Raw genomic sequence first — 19,153 nt, forward strand, 5'->3', positions numbered from 1 at the left:
ATGCGCCGCCTGCCATGGCGAGAAGCTGCAGGGGATCGCTACGGCGGGCGCGGCGGCGCTGGTCGGCGGCCGCGGCACGCTCGCGACGCCAAAGCCCGTGAAGACGGTCGAGAGCTACTGGCCCTACGCCACCACGCTCTACGACTATGTCTGGCGGGCGATGCCCTTCAGCGACCCCGGCTCGCTGACCCCCGACGAGGTCTACGCCGTCACCGCCTTCATCCTCGCCAAAGGCGGCGTCATCCCCGAAGACGCGACCCTGGACGCCAAGAGCCTCCCCAAGGTCGAAATGCCGAACGCGCGAAACTTCTACGACGGACGAGGCCCGGAGCTGGAAAGCTACCGACACGCCGAGAGGCGCTAGCTCCGCACCGTTCCGGAGGTCGGCTGCCGAGGCCTCCGGGAACCGCCGCGGCGGCGCGGGTTCGCCCCTGCGCCGCCGCGGCTCCCCTCGCGGGACATGACGACCGGCGCGATTCAGCTCGACGCGAACTGCGCTTCGTGCAGACGGCGGTAGACCCCGCCGCTCGCGACCAGCTCCTTATGCGCGCCCTGCTCCACGATGCCGGCGTCGTCGACGACGACGATCCGGTCGGCGTCGCGGATGGTCGCGAGCCGGTGCGCGATGACCAGCGTGGTGCGCCCTTTCGAAAGCTCCGCAAGGGCCTGCTGGATCGCGCGCTCGGTCTCGGTGTCGAGCGCAGACGTCGCCTCGTCGAGGATCAGGATCGGCGGGTTCTTCAGGAACATGCGGGCGATGGCGAGCCGCTGCTTCTGCCCGCCCGACAGCTTGACGCCGCGCTCCCCGATGATCGTGTCGAGGCCGTTCGGCACCCGCGACACCATCTCTTCGAGGCGCGCGCGCCGGACCGCCTCCTCGATGTCCGCCTCCGGCGCGTCGAGCCGGCCATAGGCCACGTTCTCGCGGATCGTGCCGGCGAACAGGAACACGTCCTGCTGCACGATGCCGATCTGACGACGGAGCGACGCCAGCGTCATGTCGCGGACGTCGACGCCGTCGATCGTGATGCGGCCCTCGGTCACTTCGTAGAAGCGCGGCAGCAGCGAGCAGATCGTCGTCTTGCCCGCGCCGGACGGCCCCACGAAGGCGACGGTCTCGCCTGCCCGGATCCTGAGATCGACGCCGTTCAGCACCCGCTTGTCCGCCGCGTAGCCGAAGCTCACGCCCTCATAGGCGATCTCGCCCTTGAGCCCCGAAATCTCGGTCGCGCCCGGACGGTCGACGATGTCAGGCTCGGTCGCGAGAAACTCCTCATAGCGGCCGAAGCCGGCCATGCCCTTGGGGTAGACCTCGATCACCGCGTTGATCTTCTCGACCGGCCGGAAGAACACGCCGATCAGCAGCAGGAAGCCGACGAAGCCGCCATGGCTGAGCTCCCCGGTGATCACGAAATAGCTGCCGGCGACCATCACGATCACCTGCGTCAGGCGCATGCTGAGATAGCTGAGCGAGGTGCTCGCCGCCATGATCCGGTAGGCCGCAAGCTTGGTCGTGCGGTAGCCGCGATTGGCTTCGGCGAACAGGCTGCGCTCGTGGTCCTCATTGGCGAAGGCCTGCACGACGCGGATTCCGCCGACATTTTCCTCGATGCGCGCGTTGAACGCGCCGACCCGGCCGTAGAGGTCGTGCCAGTTGCGCGTCATGCGCGCGCCATAGCGGCTGGTGAGCCACCCCGTCAGCGGCACCACCGCCGCGGTGATCAGCGCGAGCTCGACATTGACCGAGAACATCAACGCGAAGGCGCCGATCAGCGTCATGATGGCGATGAACAGGTCTTCCGGCCCGTGATGAGCGACCTCGCCGATCTCCTCGAGATCCTTGGTCAGCCGGCCGACGAGATGGCCGGTCTTCTGGTTGTCGAAGAAGCCGAAGGAGAGCTTCTGCAGATGGTCGAACGCCTTGCGGCGCATCTCGGTCTCGATGTTGATCCCGAGCATGTGCCCCCAATAGGTGACCACCACCATCAGCCCGGTGTTCGCGACATAGATCGCGACGAGGGCGATCGAGGCGAGGATCACCAGCGTCCAGTCCTGGCTCGGCAGCAGTTCGTCGACGAACAGCTTCACCGCCATGGGGAAGCCGAGCTCGAGCAGCCCGGACAGCACGGCGCAGCCGAAATCCAGCAGGAACAGACCGCGGTGCGGCCGGTAATAGGCGAAGAAGCGCTTGAGCATGGGTCCCGAGGGGGTGCGGCCTTCGTCGGAGCGGGGCGCCGGGAAGGGAGGAATGGCCCGTGTCGGGCGGGGCGTCAACGACCGCGCCCGTCCGACGGCCCGGTCTCGCCCGCGAGGCGCGGAGAACGCGGCGTCCCGCACGGCGATCCAGCCAGATTCAGGCGGCGGCCGTCTTGTCTTTTTTTGGCCGCGCGGTCGGCGACGGGCATAGTCGCCCGTCCTTGATGCGAAGGGAGCAACGGATCGCCATGCTGTACGCCATACTTTGCTACCACTCCGAAGCCGTCGTCGGCGCCTGGTCCAAGGCCGAGGACGAGGCCGTCATGGCGAAGATCATGGTGGTGAAGGAGAAGCTCGCGGCGCAGGGCAAGCTCGGCCCGAGCCTCAGGCTGCTGCCGACCACGACCGCGACGACGCTGCGCAAGGATGTCGACCCGCCGCTGGTGCTCGACGGTCCCTTCGCGGAGACCAAGGAGCAGTTGCTCGGCTTTTACATCCTCGATGTCGCCTCGCTCGACGAGGCGCTTGCGGCCGCGCGCGAGCTCGGCGCCGCCAATCCCGGCGGCTCCTACGAGATCCGCCCCGTCGGCTATTACGACCCGGTGAGCCTCGCGCCATGACCGACATCGCCTGGATCGACAAGGCGCTGGTCTCCGCCCGCCCCCAGGCGGTGGCGGCGCTGCTGCGGTATTTCCGCGATCTCGACGCGGCGGAGGAAGCGTTCCAGGAGGCCTGCCTGCGGGCGCTCAAGACCTGGCCTGCCAACGGCCCTCCCCGCGACCCGGCGGCTTGGCTGATCTTCGTGGGCCGCAATGTCGCGCTCGACGCGCTGCGCCGACGGGCGAAGCAGACGGAGCTGCCGGACGAAGACCAGCTCTCCGATTTGGGCGACGCCGAGGCCGACATCGCCGAACGGCTCGACCAGGCCGACTACCGCGACGACATCCTGCGCCTGCTGTTCGTCTGCTGCCACAGGGACCTGCCGTCGACCCAGCAGATCGCGCTGGCGCTCCGGATCGTCTCGGGGCTGACGGTGAAGCAGATCGCGCGCGCGTTCCTCGTGTCCGAGGCGGCGATGGAGCAGCGCATCACGCGCGCGAAGGCCCGGATCGGCGCGGGCGACGCGCCGTTCGAGGCGCCGGGCCCCGTCGAGCGCGCCGAGCGCCTCTCCACCGTCGTCGCGATGGTCTATCTCGTGTTCAACGAGGGCTATTCCGCGAGCGGGGACGACACGGCGATGCGCGCCCCGCTCTGCGAGGAGGCGATCCGGCTTGCGCGCCTCCTGATCACGCTCTTCCCCGCAGAGCCGGAGGTCATGGGCCTCGCCGCGCTCATGCTGCTCCAGCACGCGCGCGCGGCCGCGCGCTTCGACGCCTCGGGCGCGATCGTCCTGCTCGAAGATCAGGACCGTTCGCTCTGGAGCCGCCCGATGATCGCGGAAGGGCTTGCGCTCATTGACAAGGCCATGCGCCACCGCCGACCCGGACCTTATCTCGTGCAGGCCGCGATCGCCGCGATGCACGCCCGCGCGGCGCGGTTCGCCGACACCGACTGGGCCGAGATCAACGCCCTTTACGGCGCGCTGGAGCGCTTGGCCCCCTCGCCCGTGGTGACGCTGAACCGGGCCGTCGCCCTATCGAAGCTGCACGGGCCGGAAGCCGCGCTCGCGCTCATCGATCCGCTCGGCGAGCGTCTGTCGAACTATTTCTATTTCCACGGAGCGCGGGGGGCGCTCTATCTCGAGCTTGGACGCACGCGCGAGGCCCGGGAGGCGTTCGACCGGGCGATCGGACTCGCGACCAGCCCTGCCGAGGCCGCCCATATCCGCGCTCATCTCGACCGGCTGGCCAAGGACGGCGCAGACGCGCGCCCCCAGCCCGCATCCTGAGCCTATAGAAGGGCTTGAGATCAGCGCTTTTCGTTGCGCGCGTTCTTCAGCTCGTCGATCAGGGTCGACGCCTCCGCCTTTGTCAGGTCCGGCGTGTAGGCGGCGCTGCCTGTCTCTTCCGACAGGGTCTTCAGGTAGGACGCCTGCGCGCCCGTCATGGGCTCGCCGCCGGAGACCCAGTCGGACGGGTCCTTCTCGGCGTTGCTCTCGGGGTCCGGCGCGGTTTTCGGATTGGGATCGACGTGACGCGCGGCTTCGCCAGGATTGGGGGCGTCGGGGTCTGCGGCGCGACGGGCGTCCGTGCGGCTTTCAGGCGTGCTCTTGTCGGTCATGTCCCGTCCTTCGTTCTTCATTCGTTCGTCGTTGAAGAACGTTCGCGCCAGCCGGAGGTTCCTGGCGGGCCGAGAACGAAAAACCCCGGCGCTGAGGCCGGGGTTCGAAGGTCGGTCGCGACAGGGCGTCGCGAACCGTCAGGGGCAATAGGCGATCCGGCCGGGCGACGGGACATAGGTGCCGGTCCGGGGATTGTAGGTGCGATAGCGCTGGGCGCACCACTCGCGCGTCCGGTAGCCGGGGCGCGCCGAGCTTGCGATCGCTGAACCGATCACGAGTCCAGCCACGCCTGCGGCGACCGCGCCGCCGTAATTGCGGCCGTGACGGTAGCGGCGACCGCCATAGTAGCGCCGGCCATAATAGCGTCGGTTGCCGTAACGACGCCCGCCGCTCCAGCCGCGGCGGCCATAGTGGCGGCCGCCGCCATACGATCCGCGGCCACGGTATTTGCCCCGGCCGCGCTTGCCCACCTGCTCAACGTCGCCGGAGGCGAGCGCAGCCATCGCGCCGTCCCGCACCTGGTCCAGGCTCGAGGGCTTCGACGCCGCTTCGGCCGCGGAGGCAGGCGACATGCCCTCGGTCATTCCGACCACGCCGACGGCGGTCGACAAGGCTATGACGAACATACGGTTCATTTCGAACTCCTCGCGCAAAGGGGAGCCGCGTCGGGCTCCCGTTCATCCGCTCCCCTTCTCAACAAACGAAACGTGCACTCGTTGCAACAAATCCCACATGGGCGATCACGAAAGCGCACATCGTGGTGAAGCGATTGGCGCCGCGGCGGCACATTCACGAGGGCGTCCGATACGCGATCGGCGCGGCCGCCCACAGGCCGCCGCGCCGATCGGTTGCTCTGGGGCGGCCGATCCGGCCGCCGTGGTCAGTAGATGCCGAAGTAGATTCCCGGGCGATAGTGCCGGCGGTGGTAGTATCGCGGACCGTAGTAAGGCCGACGGTAGCCGTAGCGGCGGCCATAATACCGTCGACCGCCATAGTAACGATGGCCGTAGTGACGCCGTCCACGGTAATAGCGTCGCCCGCCGCCATAGTAGCGGCCGCTGAACGGGCCCTGGCTGTGGAAGCCGCGGCGATGTCCGCGCGATCCGCGATGGCGATAGCCGCGGTGGCCGACGGTCTGGACGTCGCCGGCGCTCAGGCTCCGAAGCGCGCTGGCGCGCACCTGCTCGACGGACGCCGGCTTCGCGGCCGACGCCGCCGCTGCGGGCGCGACGCCTTCCGACAGCCCGACCAAGCCGACGGCCGCCGACAGCGCGATGGCGTAAAGTTTTCTCATTGTGGTCTCCTTGGGTGGCGGCGAAGACGCTGAACCACGCCCCGCCCGTGAAGCCCCTCCCTCAGGCGCAGTCTAGTTCACACGAATGCGAACGCGCGGCCCGGCTTCCATATGCCGAACGTGCGATCACGTTTCCGTGACCGTGGGACCTCGAAATAAACGAGATGACGCTGTAGGTAGTCCTCGCCACCACCCGCAGGAGCCGCGATGCGACGACGAGTTCTCCTGATCGCGAGCTGGATCGCTGCTGCGACGTTCGGCGGCGCGGCGCCTGCCGTGGCGACCGACGTGACGTTCGAAAAATGGACGGCGTCCTGCGCTCAGCCGGAGAGTCAGTCGGACTGCCGGATCTTCACCGAGGCCCCCGCCTCCGGGGCGGACGCCGTGCGCGTCACGGTCATGAGGGAGGCGGCGAAGGACGCCGTGGCGCGCCTTATCGTGACGCTTTTGGCGCCCGCGAGCGCGGCGCCCCGCCCCCGTCTCGCGATCACGCTCGACGGCGGGCCGCCCGTGCGGCTCGCGTCGGGATCGGACCTGTCGAGCGGCCCGGGGAGCGACGCCCGGTCGGTCGACATCCGCCTGTCGGACGCCGCGACGAAGCGACTGTTGCCGTTCCTGCGGCGGGGCAGGACGCTCGACGTCATGGTCACCGGCGAAGGCGGCGAGCAGGTGTCCTCCGCTCTGCCGATCGCGGGTTTTGGGCCGGCGGTCAGCTTCATCGACATGCGTCAGGGTCGCGCAGATCGTCAGGACGCGCTCAGCGCCCTGATCGGAGGACAGACCCCGGCCGCCCGCGCCGGCCGCATCCGCGACGTCTCGCGCGACGCGGCGCCCGAGCCCTTGCGCAAGACGATGATCGAGCGCGATTGCCCCGTCTGGGACCAGAACGAGGGCGACCCTTCGTTCCTCGCCGAACAATCCTTCGCCGCCGAGCTCGGAGGCGGGCGCACGCTCTGGGCGATCGTGTGCGCCTCGGGATCCTACAACGCCGACTTCGCGATGTTCGTCGAGGACCCCTCCAAGGCCGCCAACCGGTTCGAACCGCTGCTGTTCGCAAACTTCGTGGAATCGATCGGCTGGACCGGCGTCGACACGCTCGCCAACGCGGAATACGACCCGGAAACCAAGCAGCTCACGGCCTTCGACAAGGGCCGCGGCGCCGGCGACTGCGGAACCTACGGGATCTGGGAATGGGTCGGCGCGGCGTTCCGCATGATCGAATACCGATCCAAGGAGGAATGCGACGGGGTCGGCGACAAGGCCAAGTTCCCGATCGTGTTCCGCGGCGAGCGGTAGGCGCTTCAGGCCATGCCGCGCCGCGGCTCTGTCGCGGCGAAGCCTTCGAGCCCCTCCACGGTTTCGAACGGCGTCGCGACCTCCACGAACTCGTCGGGATAAAAGCCGTTGAAGCGGGTGCGCAGCGCCAGGCTGTAGGCGCCGATATGGCCGATCTCGATCCAGTCGCCGGTGTCGACCGTGTCCGGCAGCCAGAACGGCCGGGACAGCACGTCGACGCTGTCGCAGGTCGCGCCGTACACGCGGAAGGGCGTGAGCTTCGGCTCCGACGTCCGCGTCGCCCGCCGGCGGGCGGGGTCGGGAATGAGCGTCGCCGGCAGCGTGATCTTTCCGGTCCAGGCGTCCGACAGCGAGCTCCAGATGCCGTCATTGATGTAGAGCCGCTGGCCCTTCTTGAGCATCACCCGGACGATGACGGAGAGCGAGCGCGCCACGATCACCCGGCCGGGCTCCGCGATCAGCGGCAGGTCGCCGAGCCCCCATTCGTCGACCTCGGTCTGCACGCGGGACACGAGCTCCCCGACTTCGGGCGTCGGCGGACCCGGCCGTTTCGGGTCGCGGCCGTAGGCGGCGGGAAAGCCGCCGCCGATGTCGAGGGCCGCGAGCTCCACGCCTGAGCGGCCCCGCACCCACGCCGCCGAGGCGACGCCGCGCTCATAGGTGGAGAGGTCCTCGACCTGGCTGCCGACATGGAACGCGAGGCCTGAGCGGAAGCCGACGCGGTCGATCCGCTGGAGCAGCTCCACGGCGGCCGAGGGCGTCGCTCCGAATTTCTTCGACAGCTCGTAAGCGGCGTGCCCCTTGGTGGCGAGGCGGACGAACAGAGTCACGTCCTCGGGGTCCAGATCCTGAGCGCGCACGATCCTGAGGATCTTCGCCACCTCGTCCTCATGATCGAGCGCGAGCGCGCGAATGCCGTAGGTCTCCAACGCCAACCGGATGTCGGACTGCGCCTTGACCGGGTGCATGTAGAACTGCCGGGCGCTGGCCGACGCCGCGCGGGCCGCCGCGAACTCCGCCGGGCTCGCGACGTCGAAGGCGTCGACCCCGGCGGCGACCAGCGTCTTCAAAACCATTGGCTCGCCATTGGTCTTGACGGCGTAGGCGGTCGTTCCGCGGAAGGCGGAGAGGAAGGCTTTGGCGTCGCTTTCGAGCGTCGCGGGACGGAACGCGTAGACCGGCCGGTCCGGCCGCAAGGCGAGCGCCGCCTCGCGCGCCGTATCGAAACGCTGCATTCTCGGATGAACTCCTGGGTCGGACGAAGCGATCGTCGGGACCGGAGACGCTATCGCCCCCGTGCGGCGATCCCAAGACGCAGGCGCCTGCCGTGTCTGGTCCGCGAGGCGCTCTCGGCCGGGAGGCTTTCAACCATGTCCGCGAAGCGCGCTTGATTTGGAGAGCCGACCGATCGATTGTCGCCGCAACCCACGCACAGCGGAGCGTTCGCCATGAGTCTCGGTCGAATCACGATCGGTCGGATCGCCTGCGCCGTCGCGGCAGGGCTTGGACTGGCGGCGTCCGGCGCGGCGGAGGCCGCGGACTACCGGGGGACCCGCGCCCAGGTCGTCGCGACCCACGGGCAGGGTTCGGCGCTCAACCGCGGCTATTCCGGCCGGCTGCCCTCCTGCGCCGATCCACGCGTGCACGGCACGATCGCGGGCTATTTCGCTCGCCGCGAGCGGGAATATTGGGGCTCGTCGCTCGAGCTCACCGCCTTCACGCGGCCGACTGAGCTCGGCTACGCCTCCTGGGGCGGCGAGTTCATTCCCCGCCGCTTCTGCTCCGCGCACACGGTGACGACGGACGGGCGCCGCCGCCAAATCTACTGGGTGATCGCGGAGGGCATGGCGCCCGGCAGCGTCGGACCCGGCTTCGACTGGTGCGTCACCGGCCTCGACCGCCACTACGCCTTCGCGCCGGACTGCAAGATGGCCCGTCCGTGAAGGGTCTCGGCGCGGCGCTGCTCGGCCTCGCGCTGATGGCCTCCCCCGGCCCCGCCGCCGCGCAGGGCGGCGACCGGCCGGGCGAATTCGATTTCTACGTCCTATCGCTGTCCTGGTCGCCGACCTATTGCGCCACCACAGGGCAGCGCCGCGGCGACGAACGACAGTGCGGCGCCGGTAAGGCGCACGGCTTCGTCGTGCACGGCCTGTGGCCGCAATATGAACGCGGCTTTCCAAGCGACTGCCGCGTCACTGGCCGCACCCCCACGCGCGCCCAGGTGCACGCCATGCTCGACCTGATGCCGAGCCCCGGCCTCGTCCGCCACGAATGGCGCAAGCACGGAACCTGTTCCGGGCTGGATCCCCAGAGCTACTTCGCCTTGGCGCGCAAGGCCGCCCGGTCGGTCGCGATCCCCGAGGCGTTCCAATCCGCCAGAGACGACCGCAGCACCTCTCCGGCCGACGTGGAGCGCGCCTTCATCGCGGCCAATCCGCGGCTACGGCCGTCCATGATCGCGGTCGGGTGCAGCGGCAGGATGCTGAGCGAGGTGCGGATCTGCATGACGAAGGACCTCGCCTTCCGCCCTTGCGCCGAGGTCGACCGCCGCGCCTGCCGGGCCGATCGGCTCGAGGCGCCCGCGCCAAGAGGACGATGAACCGATGACGGACGAGATCGATCCCGCGATGCGCCTCCATCGCCTCGACGTCGTGACCACGGAGCCGATCGTCGACGCCCCGCCGCCCGAGCGCGTCGTCGAGGGCGATCCCACCTTTCGCACGCAGGTCCATTACGAATCGCCGGACGGGCGGCTGGTCACGGGCCTTTGGGAGGCGACGCCCGGCGCATGGCGCGTCGCCTATGACGAGTGGGAGTGGTTCCGGATGCGATCCGGCCGCTGCGTCCTGACGCCAGACGGCGGCGAACCGGTGGCGCTCGGGCCCGGCGACGCGCTGGTGCTCGAGCCGGGATTCACCGGCGTCTGGGCCGTGCTCGAGCCCTGCGCGAAGGATTTCGTCGTGATGCTGCCGCCGCCGCCCGACGCCGAGTGACGCCCTCTTCCTCCCCGGCCGGCCGATGAACTACCGCCACGCCTTCCATGCCGGCAATTTCGCCGACGTGCTCAAGCACGTCGTGCTCGCGAAATGCGTCGAGCACCTCAACCTGAAGCCTGCGCCCTGGAGCTATCTCGACACCCATGCCGGCGTCGGCGTCTACGATCTCGCCGGCGACGAGGCGACGCGCACCGGCGAATGGCGCAACGGGGTCGGGCGCCTAAAAGGACGCCGGCTAAGCGAGGCCGCGGAGGCCCTGCTCGCTCCCTGGCGCGCCGCGCTCGCCGCGTTCGAGGACGGCGAGGCGCCCGGCCTGTATCCGGGATCTCCTGAGATCGTGCGCCGTCTCGCACGCGCGGGCGACCGGCTGCGGCTCTGCGAGATGCACCCGAAGGACCACAAGGCGCTGGTCGCCGCGATGGACCGCGATTCCCGCGTGAAGGCGGTCGAGATCGACGGCTGGACGGCGCTCGGCGCCTGGCTTCCGCCGCGGGAGAAGCGCGGGCTGGTCCTGATCGACCCGCCTTTCGAGCAGCCGGACGAGTTGGCGCGCATGGCGGCCGCCGCGGCGAAGGCCTACGCGGTGTGGCCCACTGGGACCTATCTCCTGTGGTTTCCGATCAAGACGGGACAGGAGGGGCGCACCCTGCTCACGCCGCTGCTCTCCGCCGGCCTCGGCAAGCTGTTGCGGGTCGAACTGCTGGTCCGGGCGGCCGGCGATCCGGGCGTTCTCGCGGGCTCCGGCCTGATCGTCGTCAATCCGCCGTGGACGCTGGCGGGCGGGCTGGCGGAGGGACTGCCGCACCTCGCCCAGGCGCTCGCCCAAACGGACGGCGCGCGAGCCGTCGTGGAGCCGATCGGCGACGCCTAGAAATGCGGCTGAAACGCCTCGAAACCTGCCTTTATTTCGCCTTGCCAGACGATCGCAGATGTATTTACCAAAGAGACGGCTCGATCGGCAGCGCGGCCGGCGAGAATGCCTTCGCGCGGATTGCCTGGCGAAGGCGTCCGGTCCAGCTCCTCGGTTCCCGCTTGCGCGACGGGCGGCCGCCGAGGGTCGGGGAGCATCTGGGGGACTGGCATGGCGCAGAGCGGAACCGTCAAGTTTTTCAACTCGGAGAAGGGCTACGGCTTCATCAAGCCCGATGACGGCGGCGCCGACATTTTCGTCCATGTCTCGGCCGTGACCCGATCCGGCCTGGCCACGTTGTCCGAAGGCCAGCACGTCTCCTTCGACGTCGAGCCCGACCGCAAGGGCAAGGGTCCCAAAGCCGTCAACATCCAGGTCGACTGAGGCCGAGCGGGCGTCCTTGCGCGCGCCGGCGGAACGAGCCACGTCCCGCTTTCCGACGCGGTCCCGGCGCTCGGGACGTTGCGGACGCCGGCCGGGATGATCTAGACAGCGGGCGTCGCGGGCTCCGCCCGCTGTGTTTCGAGGTCTCGCCCATGCTGATCCTGCGCTCGTCGCCCGCGTCGCCCTTCGGTCGCAAGGTGAAGATCGCGGCGCGCGTGCTTGGGCTCGACGACCGCATCGAGATCGTAAAAACCGACACGACCGCCGCCGACGACCCGATCCGGACCGTCAATCCGCTCGGCAAGATCCCCGCCCTCGAACTGGAAGACGGGACGACGCTGTTCGACAGCCGGGTGATCGTGGACTATCTCGACCATCTCGCTGGCGGCGGCCGGCTGATCCCCGCCGAGCCGAAGGCGCGCTTCGCGGCGCTTCGGCTCCAGGCGCTGGCCGACGGCCTGATGGATGCGGCGCTGCTGACGGTCTACGAGGGCCGCTTCCGGGACGAGGCGATGCGGTCGCAGACATGGCTCGCGCTGCAGGCCGGAAAGATCGACCGCGCCCTCGCGGCGCTCGAGGCGGAGCCTCCCAGCCGCGCCGTGGACGTAGGAGCGATCGCCGTCGCCTGCGCGCTTGGCTATCTCGACCTCCGGTTCCAGGGGACGTGGCGCGCGACGCATCCTCGCCTCGCCGCCTGGCTCGCGGATTTCGAAAAGGCCGTCCCCGCTTACGACGCGACGCGCCCGCACTGACGCGCGCGTCGCTCGTCCGGCTGGATCAGCCGGGGATGCGGAGCACCTGGCCGGGATAGATTTTGTCGGGGTGCTTCAGCATCGGCTTGTTCGCCTCGAAGATCTCGTTGTAGCGGCCGGCCTTGCCGAGCTGCGCCTGCGCGATCGCCGACAGGGTGTCGCCCTTCTTGACGGTGTAGAACTTCGACGGCGCCTCGTCGCTCGGGACCTTGATGTCCTCCTCGACCTTGGACGTTCCGAGCGTGTTGCCGGCGGCGAGGATGATCTTCTCGCGGATCTCGTTCGACGGCGCCGTGCCGGTGATCTTGATCGTGTCGCCGGAGACGTTGACCTCAAGATCCTTGGCGTCGAGCCCGTGCTTGAGAATTTCCTCCTTGACCTTGTCGGCGGGGGCCGCCTGGGCCTCGCTCGCGCCGAACAGCTTTTCGCCGACGTCCTTAATGAAGTCGAACACGCCCATGTCAGTTCCTTCCGTCGATGCCCCGTGCCCGTCGGTTTATAGCGCGGGCGGCGGCGGCAAACAGGAGACGGCGGAGGAGAGGCGTCAGAACCGGTAATTGAGCCCGACGCGAGCAAGCCCGCCTGACGGCGCGAAGGACGCGCCGCCGGCGGCGTCGAACCGGGCGCGGTCGAGATCGACATAGACATATTCGAGCCGCGCGCTGACGCCGCCCGCCAGCGCGACCTCGAGGCCGGCCCCCACCGTCCAGCCGAAATGCGTCTCGCGGTCGCTGTCCCCGGCGCGGGCGAACTCCGCGGACGCGAAGGCGACGCCGGCCGCGCCATAGGCGACGAAACGGTCGAAGGCGTATCCGATGCGCGCCCGAATGGCGCCCAAGGCCTCGACCTCGTAACGACCGCCGAAGCGCCGCGCATCGACGCCGCCGCCTGCGATTTCGCCGTCGACCCCGAGCACGACGCGGTCGAACTGGAACGTGTAGCCCGCGGCGACGCCGAGGAACGGCTCGTCTCCGGCGAGATCGCCGAGGCCGGTCTGAAGGCCGATCCACGGCCCGCTCCAGTCGAGAGCCGCGGAATCGACCGCGACGTCGCCCGCGCTTGCCGTCCCGACGCCGGCGGTCCACAGGAGCGCCGGCAGGACCAGTGAGGCGATCGAACGTCTCATGGGCGCGTCATGGGCGGGAAAACACTCTGGCGCGTCGGGCGGGTCCCGACCTATTCCGGCGTTTAACGCTATGGGACCGAGGCGCCGGGACGGTTAAGGAAACCTCTCCGCCCGACCTAAAAGTGCGCGCAGTCAACAAATCCTTAATGACGCGCGCACGACGAAAAAACCCCGCGGCCGTGAGGCCGCGGGGTCGTCGTCAGCATCGGTCTTGGAGCGTCGCGCTCAGAAGCCGCTGAACTTGTAGGCCACGCCGGCGGTGACGCGATTCTCGGTCAGGTCGGACTTCACGGTTCCGCCACCGACCTTGAATTTCTCCGTGCCGTAATCGTTGTAGCGATAGTCGACGCGGGCGGTCAGATTCTCGGACACGAGCGCCTCGACGCCGCCGCCGGCGGTCCAGCCGACGGCCGTCTTGCTGTCGGAGCCCGAGGCCGGCCCGACGCGCGCCGAGACCTTCTCTCCCGCGTAGGCGACGCCACCGGCGCCATAGACCATCACGCGGTCCATCGCATAGCCGATCTTGCCGCGGGTCGCTCCGGACCAGGTTTGCTCGTTCTTGATGCGCGCCGTGCCGCCCGCAAAGTTCCGCTTTGCGTCGGCGGTGTCGTAGTTGATGTCGGTGTCGACGCCGACGACGACCGGCGAATTGTCGAACTGCATGTTGTAGCCGGCGTAAGCGCCGACGGTCGGGCCGTCCGGATGGGTCTTGGGCGCGCCCGACTTGTTGTGGGCGTGGCCCCAGGAGTAGCCGGCCTGGGCGCCGACATAGCCGCCGGTCCAGGGCGACGACGCCGGGGCGGGCGCGGCGTAGGCCGGAGCCGGCTCGTACATCGGCAGGTCGGCGGCGAAAGCGGCGGGGGCGGCCAGAACGACGGCGGCGACGGCCGTGGAGGCGACGAGAAGGTTACGCATCACAGAAGTCCTCGATACTCAACAGCCCGGACGGGGGCATCCGGTACGCGACACAGGGGCGGTTTCAGACGCCGGCCGTCCTGCCCGGGGCGGCCATCGGCGTTGACGACGACCTTAGCGGGGGGAGTCTTAGCAAGACGTAAAGGTTGATCGACCCTAAAGAAAAACCCCGCGATTTTCATCGCGGGGTTCTTCCGTTCAACTAATTCGTCCCGAAGGACGAGTCGTCGCCTCAGAACGGCGAGTTGAACTTGTAGGCGACGCCGCCCATGATGCGGTGCTCGGTCGCGCCCGACTTGTAGGACACGCCGCTGACGTCGAACTTGTCCTTGCCGTAGTCGTTGTAGCGGTATTCCGCGCGAACCGTGACGTTGTCGGTCACAGCCGACTCGACGCCGCCGCCGACCGTCCAGCCGACCGCAGTCTTGCTGTCCTTGTCGCCGAAGCGCTTGAACTCACGGTCGGCGTAGGCGATGCCGCCGGCGCCGTACACGAGGAAGCGGCCGAAGGCGTAGCCGACGCGGGCGCGGGTGGCGCCGTTCCAGTCGCTGTTCAGCTTGGTCGTGAAGCCACGACGGCGAGCGTCGCCGTCGATGTCGGCGAAGTTCAGGTCCGTCTCGATGCCGAACACGACCGGCGAGTTGTCGAGCTGGACGTTGTAGCCGAGATAGCCGCCGACCATCCAACCGTTGTTCTTCATGTCGGACGCGCGACCCCAGCCGTAGCCGGCCTGGGCGCCGATGTAGGGGCCGGTCCAGGAGAAGGACGGCACCGGAGCGGCGATGGCGGGAGCCGGCTCGTAGGCCGGGAGATCCGCAGCCTGCGCAGCCGGGACGGAGAGAGCGAGAGCGGCGACCGAAGCAGCCCCGAGAACGATTTTGCGGATCATGACGTAAACCTCAATTCCTGTTTCTGGCCCCGATGTAACGCGTGAGCCGCGTACTCGATAGATGCGGATCGCTCTTAAGCCTGTTAAGTGACTTATCAGTCACACCCTTACTTAAGCGTGAACCCACATTTTGGCCACGATTACTAACCGCGACCTAAGAGATCACAAACCCGTGCGATCTCTCGACTCCCAGACAACTGACGCGCCGCGCTCACGCGAACGCGATCACCAGCCTGTTGAGAATTTATACCCGAGCCCCAGCAGAACCCGGTTGTCCGTGACGTCGGACTTCACGCGGCTGCCGGCCACGCTGAAGGAGTCGGTCCCGAAATCGGAATAGCGATACTCGACGCGCGCGCTGACATTGTCGGTGAGCGCCGCTTCGACGCCGCCTCCGATCGTCCAGCCTACGGCGATGGTGTCGTCCGAACCGCCGACGCCTTTGCCCTTGATCTCGTGCTCGGCGTAAGCGAGCCCGCCCGCGCCGTAGACCAGGAAGCGGTCGAAGGCGTAGCCGAGGCGGCCGCGCACGGCGCCGTTCCAGCCGATGTCGTTTTCGATGCCCGCCCCGCCGAAGGCGCGCGTGCCGCGGTCCGCCTTGGCGTCGGAATAGTTGATGTCGGCTTCGACGCCGAGAACGATCGGAGAGTTGTCGAACTGGTGGTTGTAGCCGGCGTAGCCGCCGATGGAGAACCCGTTCGGCTTGGTCCCGGGCGAGAAGCCGCCGACCTTGTTGTCCGCCTCGTACCAGTCATAGCCAGCCTGGACGCCCGCATAGGGACCGCTCCAGCTGAAGGACGGAACGGCGGCCGCGGGCGCAGGCTCATACGCCGACAGGTCGGCGGCCGAAGCCGTCCCTGCCGCCGTCAGCGCGATCGCCGCGCTCAAGAGCCACAATCCCCGTGTCATAACTCGACTCCCACAAACCGCCTGAAGCGGTCGGACCCCCAACGTCGGTCGGACGTCAAACGCGGATCCGCTGCGATTGGTTCCCGCGGTTGCGCGAAGCTTCCCGGTCACGTCGCAGTGAGCCCAATAACGGGGCGTTTCGCGCAGCAATGTGGCGACGCCTCGTTTGAAATATGGCCTGGCCGCGCGTGATCAATTGGCAACACCGGCCCGCAGCCCGTCGAGGACCGGCGCCGTGCTAGGATCGCCGTCCCCGCTCCTCCAGTGGTTTCCGCCCTTGCCGACAGACGTCGACGCGCCGATCCGCCAGCCCGGCGCAGCCCCCTCGAAGGCCGCTCTGGTCACCGGCGGCGGGCTGCGGATAGGGGCCGCGATCGCGCGCGCTCTCGGGCGCGCGGGCTATGCGGTCGCCGTTCATCGCCACGGTTCCGAGGCCGCCGCGGAGGCTGTGGCGGCGGCCATCGTCGCAGGCGGCGGACATGCGGTGGTGGTCCAGGCGGACCTCGCCGATCCCGAGGCGCCGGCGCGCCTGCTGGAGGACGCCGCGGCCGCCGTCGGGCCGCTCACGGCGCTGATCAATAACGCAGCTGTGTTCGAGCATGACGCCGTCGGCCGCCTCGACGCGGCGCTTTGGGACCGCCACATGGCGGTCAATCTGAGGGCGCCGGTGTTCCTGGCGGAGGCCTTCGCGGCGGCCCTGCCGGCGCAGGCGCGCGGCTGCGTCGTCAACGTGATCGACCAGCGGGTCCTGAAGCCGACCCCGCAGTTCCTGTCCTACACGGTGGCGAAGTCCGCTTTGCTCGCGGCGACCATGACCCTGGCGCAGGCGCTCAGCCCGCGCATTCGCGTGGTCGGCGTCGGGCCAGGCCCGACCCTGCCCAGTCGGCGGCAGAGCGCGGACGACTTCGCCCGCCAGTCGGCCGCCGTTCCCCTCGGCCGCGGCCCGACGCCCGAGGAGATCGCGGCCGCCGTCCTGTTCCTGCTCGAGGCCGAGAGCGTGACCGGAGTGATGCTGCCGGTCGACGGCGGACAACACCTCGCCTGGGCGACGCCCGACGTGGACGGCGTCGGCGAATGACCGCCCGGCGCCTCGCGAAGCGGCGCGCGCGCCCCTAGATTGGCGCGCGGCGACCGTGATTCCGGATCGCCGCCAGGGACCCATGACCGAACGCGACAGCCCGCCGTCCGCCACGGACGAGCCCGACGACATCAATGATCTCGAGACCGTCCTTCCCGACCCGGAGAACGACGGCGACGCCGCGCCCGAAGCGCTGAGGCGGGGGGTCGCGGCGATCCGCGCCCAGCTGAAGCACCTTCCGAACGGACCGGGCGTCTACCGGATGTTCGACGTCAAAGGCGACGTTCTCTATGTCGGCAAGGCGCGGTCGCTGAAGAAGCGCGTCACCTCCTACGCCCGAGGCCTCGGCCACAACACCCGCATCGCGCGGATGATCGCCGAAACCGCCTCGATGGAGTTCGTCTCGACCGAGACGGAGACCGAGGCGCTGCTGCTCGAGGCGAACCTCATCAAGCGGCTCAGGCCCCGCTTCAACGTGCTGATGCGGGACGACAAATCGTTCCCCTACATCCTGCTCGCGACCGACCATCCGGCGCCCCAGGTCGTCAAGCACCGCGGCGCGCGGACGCGGAAAGGCGACTATTACGGTCCCTTCGCCTCGGCCGGCGCGGTCGGCCGCACGATCGACGCGCTCGAGCGCGCCTTCCTGCTGCGCTCCTGCTCCGACAGCTATTATGAGGGCCGCGCCCGCCCCTGCCTGCTGTTCCAGATCAAGCGCTGCTCCGCGCCCTGCACCGGCGAGATCGCGCTCGACGACTACGCCGAGCTGGTGGCCGAGGCGCGCGACTTCCTGTCCGGCAAGAGCGGCAAGGTGAAGGACGAGCTGAACGAGGCCATGGCGGCGGCCTCCGACGCGCTCGATTTCGAGCGCGCGGCGGTCTATCGCGACCGCCTGGCCGCGCTGGCCGCCATCCAGTCGCACCAGGGGATCAACCCGCGCACGGTCGAGGAGGCCGACGTCTTCGCGATCCACGCCGAAGGCGGGCAGTCCTGCGTAGAAGCGTTCTTCTTCCGGTCGTTCCAGAACTGGGGCGCGCGCGCCTATTTTCCGAAGGCGGACAGGTCCCTGGAGCCGCGGGAGATCCTCGGGGCCTTTCTCGGGCAGTTCTACGACGACAACCCTCCGCCGCGTCTCGTGCTGCTCTCGGAGGAGACGGAGGACCGGGCGCTTCTCGCCGAAGCTCTCACGATCAAGTCCGGCCGCCGCGTCGAGGTCAGCGTCCCCATGCGCGGCGAGAAGCGGGATCTCGTCCTCCGGGCCCACGCCAACGCCCGGGAGGCGCTCGGCCGCCGGCTTGCGGAGAGTTCGAGCCAAAGCAAGCTGCTCGCGGGCGTCGCCGAGGCGTTCGGCCTCCCCGCCCCGCCTCAGCGGATCGAGGTCTACGACAACAGCCACATCATGGGGACGGCGGCGGTCGGCGGCATGATCGTCGCCGGTCCGGAGGGCTTCACCAAGAACCAGTATCGCAAGTTCAACATCCGGCCGGAGGATCTGACCCCGGGCGACGACACCGCCATGATGCGACAGGTGATGCGCCGGCGATTCGCCCGGCTGCAGAGGGAGTCGCCGCGCGACGCCGAAGGCCGGGCGGCGGGCGACGCCGCGCCCTGGCCGGACCTCGTGCTGATCGACGGCGGCGAAGGCCAGCTGAAGGTGGCGCGCGAGGCGCTGGCCGAGCTCGGGATCGAGGGCGTGCCGCTCGTCGGCGTCGCCAAGGGCATGGACCGCGAGGCCGGCCGCGAGACCTTCTTCGTCGCAGGCAGGTCGCCGTTCCGGCTGCCGCCGCGCGACCCCGTGCTGTACTATCTCCAGCGCCTGCGCGACGAGGCGCATCGCTTCGCGATCGGCGCCCACCGGGCCAAGCGCTCGAAGGAGTTCGTCGCCAACCCCCTCGACGAGGTGCCGGGAATCGGCCCGACCCGCAAGCGCGCGCTGCTCGGCCATTTCGGAACCGCAAAGGCGGTGGCGCGGGCCGGCTTGACCGATCTCGAGAAAGCGCCCGGCGTCAGCAAGACGATGGCGAAGGCGATCTACGACTTCTTCCACGAGCGCGGGTCGTGACGCGCGGCCGCCGCCGCCCGGTTCTCAAGGCGTCGTGCGTGGGGCTTGGCCGCGGCGGCCGCGGCGTTGCGCGATCTCGTGTTGACGCGCGGAGGGTCGCGTGGTCACGTCGCGCGGACTTGACC

The 19,153-nt window shown here is 69.1% G+C and carries 22 protein-coding genes; 12 read left to right on the top strand and 10 right to left on the bottom strand.

Annotation, left to right across the window (positions count from 1 at the left end):
* The coding region (locus ACO2RJ_RS15450; protein WP_423269003.1) for a c-type cytochrome at positions 1–364 on the top strand (364 nt) is incomplete at its 5' end.
* A gap of 113 nt (positions 365–477) precedes the next feature.
* Here ACO2RJ_RS15450 and ACO2RJ_RS15455 read toward each other — a convergent pair.
* Positions 478–2,196 (bottom strand): ABC transporter ATP-binding protein, encoded by a 1,719-nt coding sequence (locus ACO2RJ_RS15455; protein ID WP_423269004.1) that lies wholly within the window; start codon positions 2,194–2,196, stop codon positions 478–480.
* A gap of 248 nt (positions 2,197–2,444) precedes the next feature.
* On the opposite strand from ACO2RJ_RS15455, the gene ACO2RJ_RS15460 reads away from it, so the two are divergent.
* Both ACO2RJ_RS15460 and ACO2RJ_RS15465 read left to right on the top strand, forming a co-directional pair.
* Positions 2,445–2,816, top strand: a complete 372-nt coding sequence (locus ACO2RJ_RS15460) for a YciI family protein (protein WP_423269005.1) — start codon at positions 2,445–2,447, stop codon at positions 2,814–2,816.
* Positions 2,813–4,084, top strand: coding sequence for an RNA polymerase sigma factor (locus ACO2RJ_RS15465; RefSeq protein WP_423269006.1), 1,272 nt, complete (start codon positions 2,813–2,815; stop codon positions 4,082–4,084). Before ACO2RJ_RS15460 ends, ACO2RJ_RS15465 begins: the two co-directional genes overlap by 4 nt.
* A 20-nt stretch (positions 4,085–4,104) precedes the next feature.
* Here the strand turns inward: ACO2RJ_RS15465 and ACO2RJ_RS15470 are convergent, their stop codons facing one another.
* From ACO2RJ_RS15470 to ACO2RJ_RS15480, 3 genes are all read right to left on the bottom strand, one after another.
* Positions 4,105–4,416, bottom strand: a complete 312-nt coding sequence (locus tag ACO2RJ_RS15470) for a DUF3072 domain-containing protein (protein ID WP_423269007.1) — start codon at positions 4,414–4,416, stop codon at positions 4,105–4,107.
* 138 nt (positions 4,417–4,554) lie between these two features.
* The gene (locus ACO2RJ_RS15475; RefSeq protein ID WP_423269008.1) at positions 4,555–5,052 is read right to left on the bottom strand and encodes a BA14K family protein; all 498 of its coding nucleotides are present in this window, start codon (positions 5,050–5,052) and stop codon (positions 4,555–4,557) included.
* Positions 5,053–5,297: 245 nt separating this feature from the next.
* Complete coding sequence (locus ACO2RJ_RS15480; RefSeq protein ID WP_423269009.1) at positions 5,298–5,711, bottom strand: BA14K family protein; 414 nt, start codon at positions 5,709–5,711, stop codon at positions 5,298–5,300.
* Between the two features lie 207 nt (positions 5,712–5,918).
* Between ACO2RJ_RS15480 and ACO2RJ_RS15485 the strand changes: the two genes are divergently transcribed.
* On the top strand, positions 5,919–7,007 hold the full coding sequence (locus ACO2RJ_RS15485; RefSeq protein WP_423269010.1) for a DUF1176 domain-containing protein: 1,089 nt from the start codon (positions 5,919–5,921) through the stop codon (positions 7,005–7,007).
* Positions 7,008–7,012: 5 nt separating this feature from the next.
* Here the strand turns inward: ACO2RJ_RS15485 and ACO2RJ_RS15490 are convergent, their stop codons facing one another.
* The gene (locus ACO2RJ_RS15490) at positions 7,013–8,242 is read right to left on the bottom strand and encodes an ornithine decarboxylase (RefSeq protein ID WP_423269011.1); all 1,230 of its coding nucleotides are present in this window, start codon (positions 8,240–8,242) and stop codon (positions 7,013–7,015) included.
* Between the two features lie 213 nt (positions 8,243–8,455).
* Here ACO2RJ_RS15490 and ACO2RJ_RS15495 point away from each other — a divergent pair, with 213 nt between their 5' ends.
* The 6 genes from ACO2RJ_RS15495 (at position 8,456) to ACO2RJ_RS15520 (ending at position 12,049) form a co-directional block, all read left to right on the top strand.
* Positions 8,456–8,950 (top strand): hypothetical protein, encoded by a 495-nt coding sequence (locus ACO2RJ_RS15495; RefSeq protein WP_423269012.1) that lies wholly within the window; start codon positions 8,456–8,458, stop codon positions 8,948–8,950.
* A gap of 35 nt (positions 8,951–8,985) precedes the next feature.
* Positions 8,986–9,606 carry a ribonuclease T2 family protein gene (locus ACO2RJ_RS15500; RefSeq protein WP_423269407.1) on the top strand — a complete coding sequence of 207 codons (621 nt, stop codon included), beginning with the start codon at positions 8,986–8,988 and terminating at the stop codon, positions 9,604–9,606.
* Between the two features lie 4 nt (positions 9,607–9,610).
* Entirely contained in the window at positions 9,611–10,000 is a 390-nt protein-coding gene (locus ACO2RJ_RS15505; RefSeq protein ID WP_423269013.1) for a cupin domain-containing protein, read from the top strand.
* 25 nt (positions 10,001–10,025) lie between these two features.
* Complete coding sequence (locus tag ACO2RJ_RS15510) at positions 10,026–10,874, top strand: 23S rRNA (adenine(2030)-N(6))-methyltransferase RlmJ (RefSeq protein ID WP_423269014.1); 849 nt, start codon at positions 10,026–10,028, stop codon at positions 10,872–10,874.
* Between the two features lie 210 nt (positions 10,875–11,084).
* Positions 11,085–11,297 (top strand): cold-shock protein, encoded by a 213-nt coding sequence (locus tag ACO2RJ_RS15515; protein ID WP_423269015.1) that lies wholly within the window; start codon positions 11,085–11,087, stop codon positions 11,295–11,297.
* 152 nt (positions 11,298–11,449) lie between these two features.
* Entirely contained in the window at positions 11,450–12,049 is a 600-nt protein-coding gene (locus ACO2RJ_RS15520; protein ID WP_423269016.1) for a glutathione S-transferase N-terminal domain-containing protein, read from the top strand.
* A gap of 25 nt (positions 12,050–12,074) precedes the next feature.
* Here the strand turns inward: ACO2RJ_RS15520 and lysM are convergent, their stop codons facing one another.
* The 5 genes from lysM to ACO2RJ_RS15545 all read right to left on the bottom strand — a co-directional run bounded on the left by lysM (position 12,075) and on the right by ACO2RJ_RS15545 (position 15,867).
* Entirely contained in the window at positions 12,075–12,509 is a 435-nt protein-coding gene (gene lysM, locus ACO2RJ_RS15525; protein WP_423269017.1) for a peptidoglycan-binding protein LysM, read from the bottom strand.
* Between the two features lie 84 nt (positions 12,510–12,593).
* Complete coding sequence (locus tag ACO2RJ_RS15530) at positions 12,594–13,175, bottom strand: outer membrane protein (RefSeq protein ID WP_423269018.1); 582 nt, start codon at positions 13,173–13,175, stop codon at positions 12,594–12,596.
* A 225-nt stretch (positions 13,176–13,400) separates the two neighbouring features.
* Positions 13,401–14,090 (bottom strand): outer membrane protein, encoded by a 690-nt coding sequence (locus tag ACO2RJ_RS15535; protein ID WP_423269019.1) that lies wholly within the window; start codon positions 14,088–14,090, stop codon positions 13,401–13,403.
* A gap of 232 nt (positions 14,091–14,322) precedes the next feature.
* Complete coding sequence (locus ACO2RJ_RS15540) at positions 14,323–14,979, bottom strand: outer membrane protein (RefSeq protein WP_423269020.1); 657 nt, start codon at positions 14,977–14,979, stop codon at positions 14,323–14,325.
* Between the two features lie 225 nt (positions 14,980–15,204).
* Entirely contained in the window at positions 15,205–15,867 is a 663-nt protein-coding gene (locus ACO2RJ_RS15545; protein ID WP_423269021.1) for an outer membrane protein, read from the bottom strand.
* Between the two features lie 298 nt (positions 15,868–16,165).
* Here ACO2RJ_RS15545 and ACO2RJ_RS15550 point away from each other — a divergent pair, with 298 nt between their 5' ends.
* Entirely contained in the window at positions 16,166–16,966 is an 801-nt protein-coding gene (locus ACO2RJ_RS15550; protein ID WP_423269022.1) for an SDR family oxidoreductase, read from the top strand.
* Positions 16,967–17,048: 82 nt separating this feature from the next.
* Positions 17,049–19,028 (top strand): excinuclease ABC subunit UvrC, encoded by a 1,980-nt coding sequence (gene uvrC, locus ACO2RJ_RS15555; RefSeq protein WP_423269023.1) that lies wholly within the window; start codon positions 17,049–17,051, stop codon positions 19,026–19,028.
* The last annotated feature ends 125 nt before the right edge of the window (positions 19,029–19,153 follow it).

It is taken from the genome of Hansschlegelia sp. KR7-227 (assembly GCF_049446035.1).
In the GTDB taxonomy this organism is placed as follows: domain Bacteria; phylum Pseudomonadota; class Alphaproteobacteria; order Rhizobiales; family Methylopilaceae; genus Methylopila.

Bases quoted from the DNA above. Each gene is read 5' to 3' on its own strand.
- ACO2RJ_RS15455 (WP_423269004.1), bottom strand. From the start codon at position 2,196: ATGCTCAAGCGCTTCTTCGCCTATTACCGGCCGCACCGCGGTCTGTTC.
- ACO2RJ_RS15460 (WP_423269005.1), top strand. From the start codon at position 2,445: ATGCTGTACGCCATACTTTGCTACCACTCCGAAGCCGTCGTCGGCGCC.
- ACO2RJ_RS15465 (WP_423269006.1), top strand. From the start codon at position 2,813: ATGACCGACATCGCCTGGATCGACAAGGCGCTGGTCTCCGCCCGCCCC.
- ACO2RJ_RS15470 (WP_423269007.1), bottom strand. From the start codon at position 4,416: ATGACCGACAAGAGCACGCCTGAAAGCCGCACGGACGCCCGTCGCGCC.
- ACO2RJ_RS15475 (WP_423269008.1), bottom strand. From the start codon at position 5,052: ATGAACCGTATGTTCGTCATAGCCTTGTCGACCGCCGTCGGCGTGGTC.
- ACO2RJ_RS15480 (WP_423269009.1), bottom strand. From the start codon at position 5,711: ATGAGAAAACTTTACGCCATCGCGCTGTCGGCGGCCGTCGGCTTGGTC.
- ACO2RJ_RS15485 (WP_423269010.1), top strand. From the start codon at position 5,919: ATGCGACGACGAGTTCTCCTGATCGCGAGCTGGATCGCTGCTGCGACG.
- ACO2RJ_RS15490 (WP_423269011.1), bottom strand. From the start codon at position 8,242: ATGCAGCGTTTCGATACGGCGCGCGAGGCGGCGCTCGCCTTGCGGCCG.
- ACO2RJ_RS15495 (WP_423269012.1), top strand. From the start codon at position 8,456: ATGAGTCTCGGTCGAATCACGATCGGTCGGATCGCCTGCGCCGTCGCG.
- ACO2RJ_RS15500 (WP_423269407.1), top strand. From the start codon at position 8,986: ATGGCCTCCCCCGGCCCCGCCGCCGCGCAGGGCGGCGACCGGCCGGGC.
- ACO2RJ_RS15505 (WP_423269013.1), top strand. From the start codon at position 9,611: ATGACGGACGAGATCGATCCCGCGATGCGCCTCCATCGCCTCGACGTC.
- ACO2RJ_RS15510 (WP_423269014.1), top strand. From the start codon at position 10,026: ATGAACTACCGCCACGCCTTCCATGCCGGCAATTTCGCCGACGTGCTC.
- ACO2RJ_RS15515 (WP_423269015.1), top strand. From the start codon at position 11,085: ATGGCGCAGAGCGGAACCGTCAAGTTTTTCAACTCGGAGAAGGGCTAC.
- ACO2RJ_RS15520 (WP_423269016.1), top strand. From the start codon at position 11,450: ATGCTGATCCTGCGCTCGTCGCCCGCGTCGCCCTTCGGTCGCAAGGTG.
- lysM (WP_423269017.1), bottom strand. From the start codon at position 12,509: ATGGGCGTGTTCGACTTCATTAAGGACGTCGGCGAAAAGCTGTTCGGC.
- ACO2RJ_RS15530 (WP_423269018.1), bottom strand. From the start codon at position 13,175: ATGAGACGTTCGATCGCCTCACTGGTCCTGCCGGCGCTCCTGTGGACC.
- ACO2RJ_RS15535 (WP_423269019.1), bottom strand. From the start codon at position 14,090: ATGCGTAACCTTCTCGTCGCCTCCACGGCCGTCGCCGCCGTCGTTCTG.
- ACO2RJ_RS15540 (WP_423269020.1), bottom strand. From the start codon at position 14,979: ATGATCCGCAAAATCGTTCTCGGGGCTGCTTCGGTCGCCGCTCTCGCT.
- uvrC (WP_423269023.1), top strand. From the start codon at position 17,049: ATGACCGAACGCGACAGCCCGCCGTCCGCCACGGACGAGCCCGACGAC.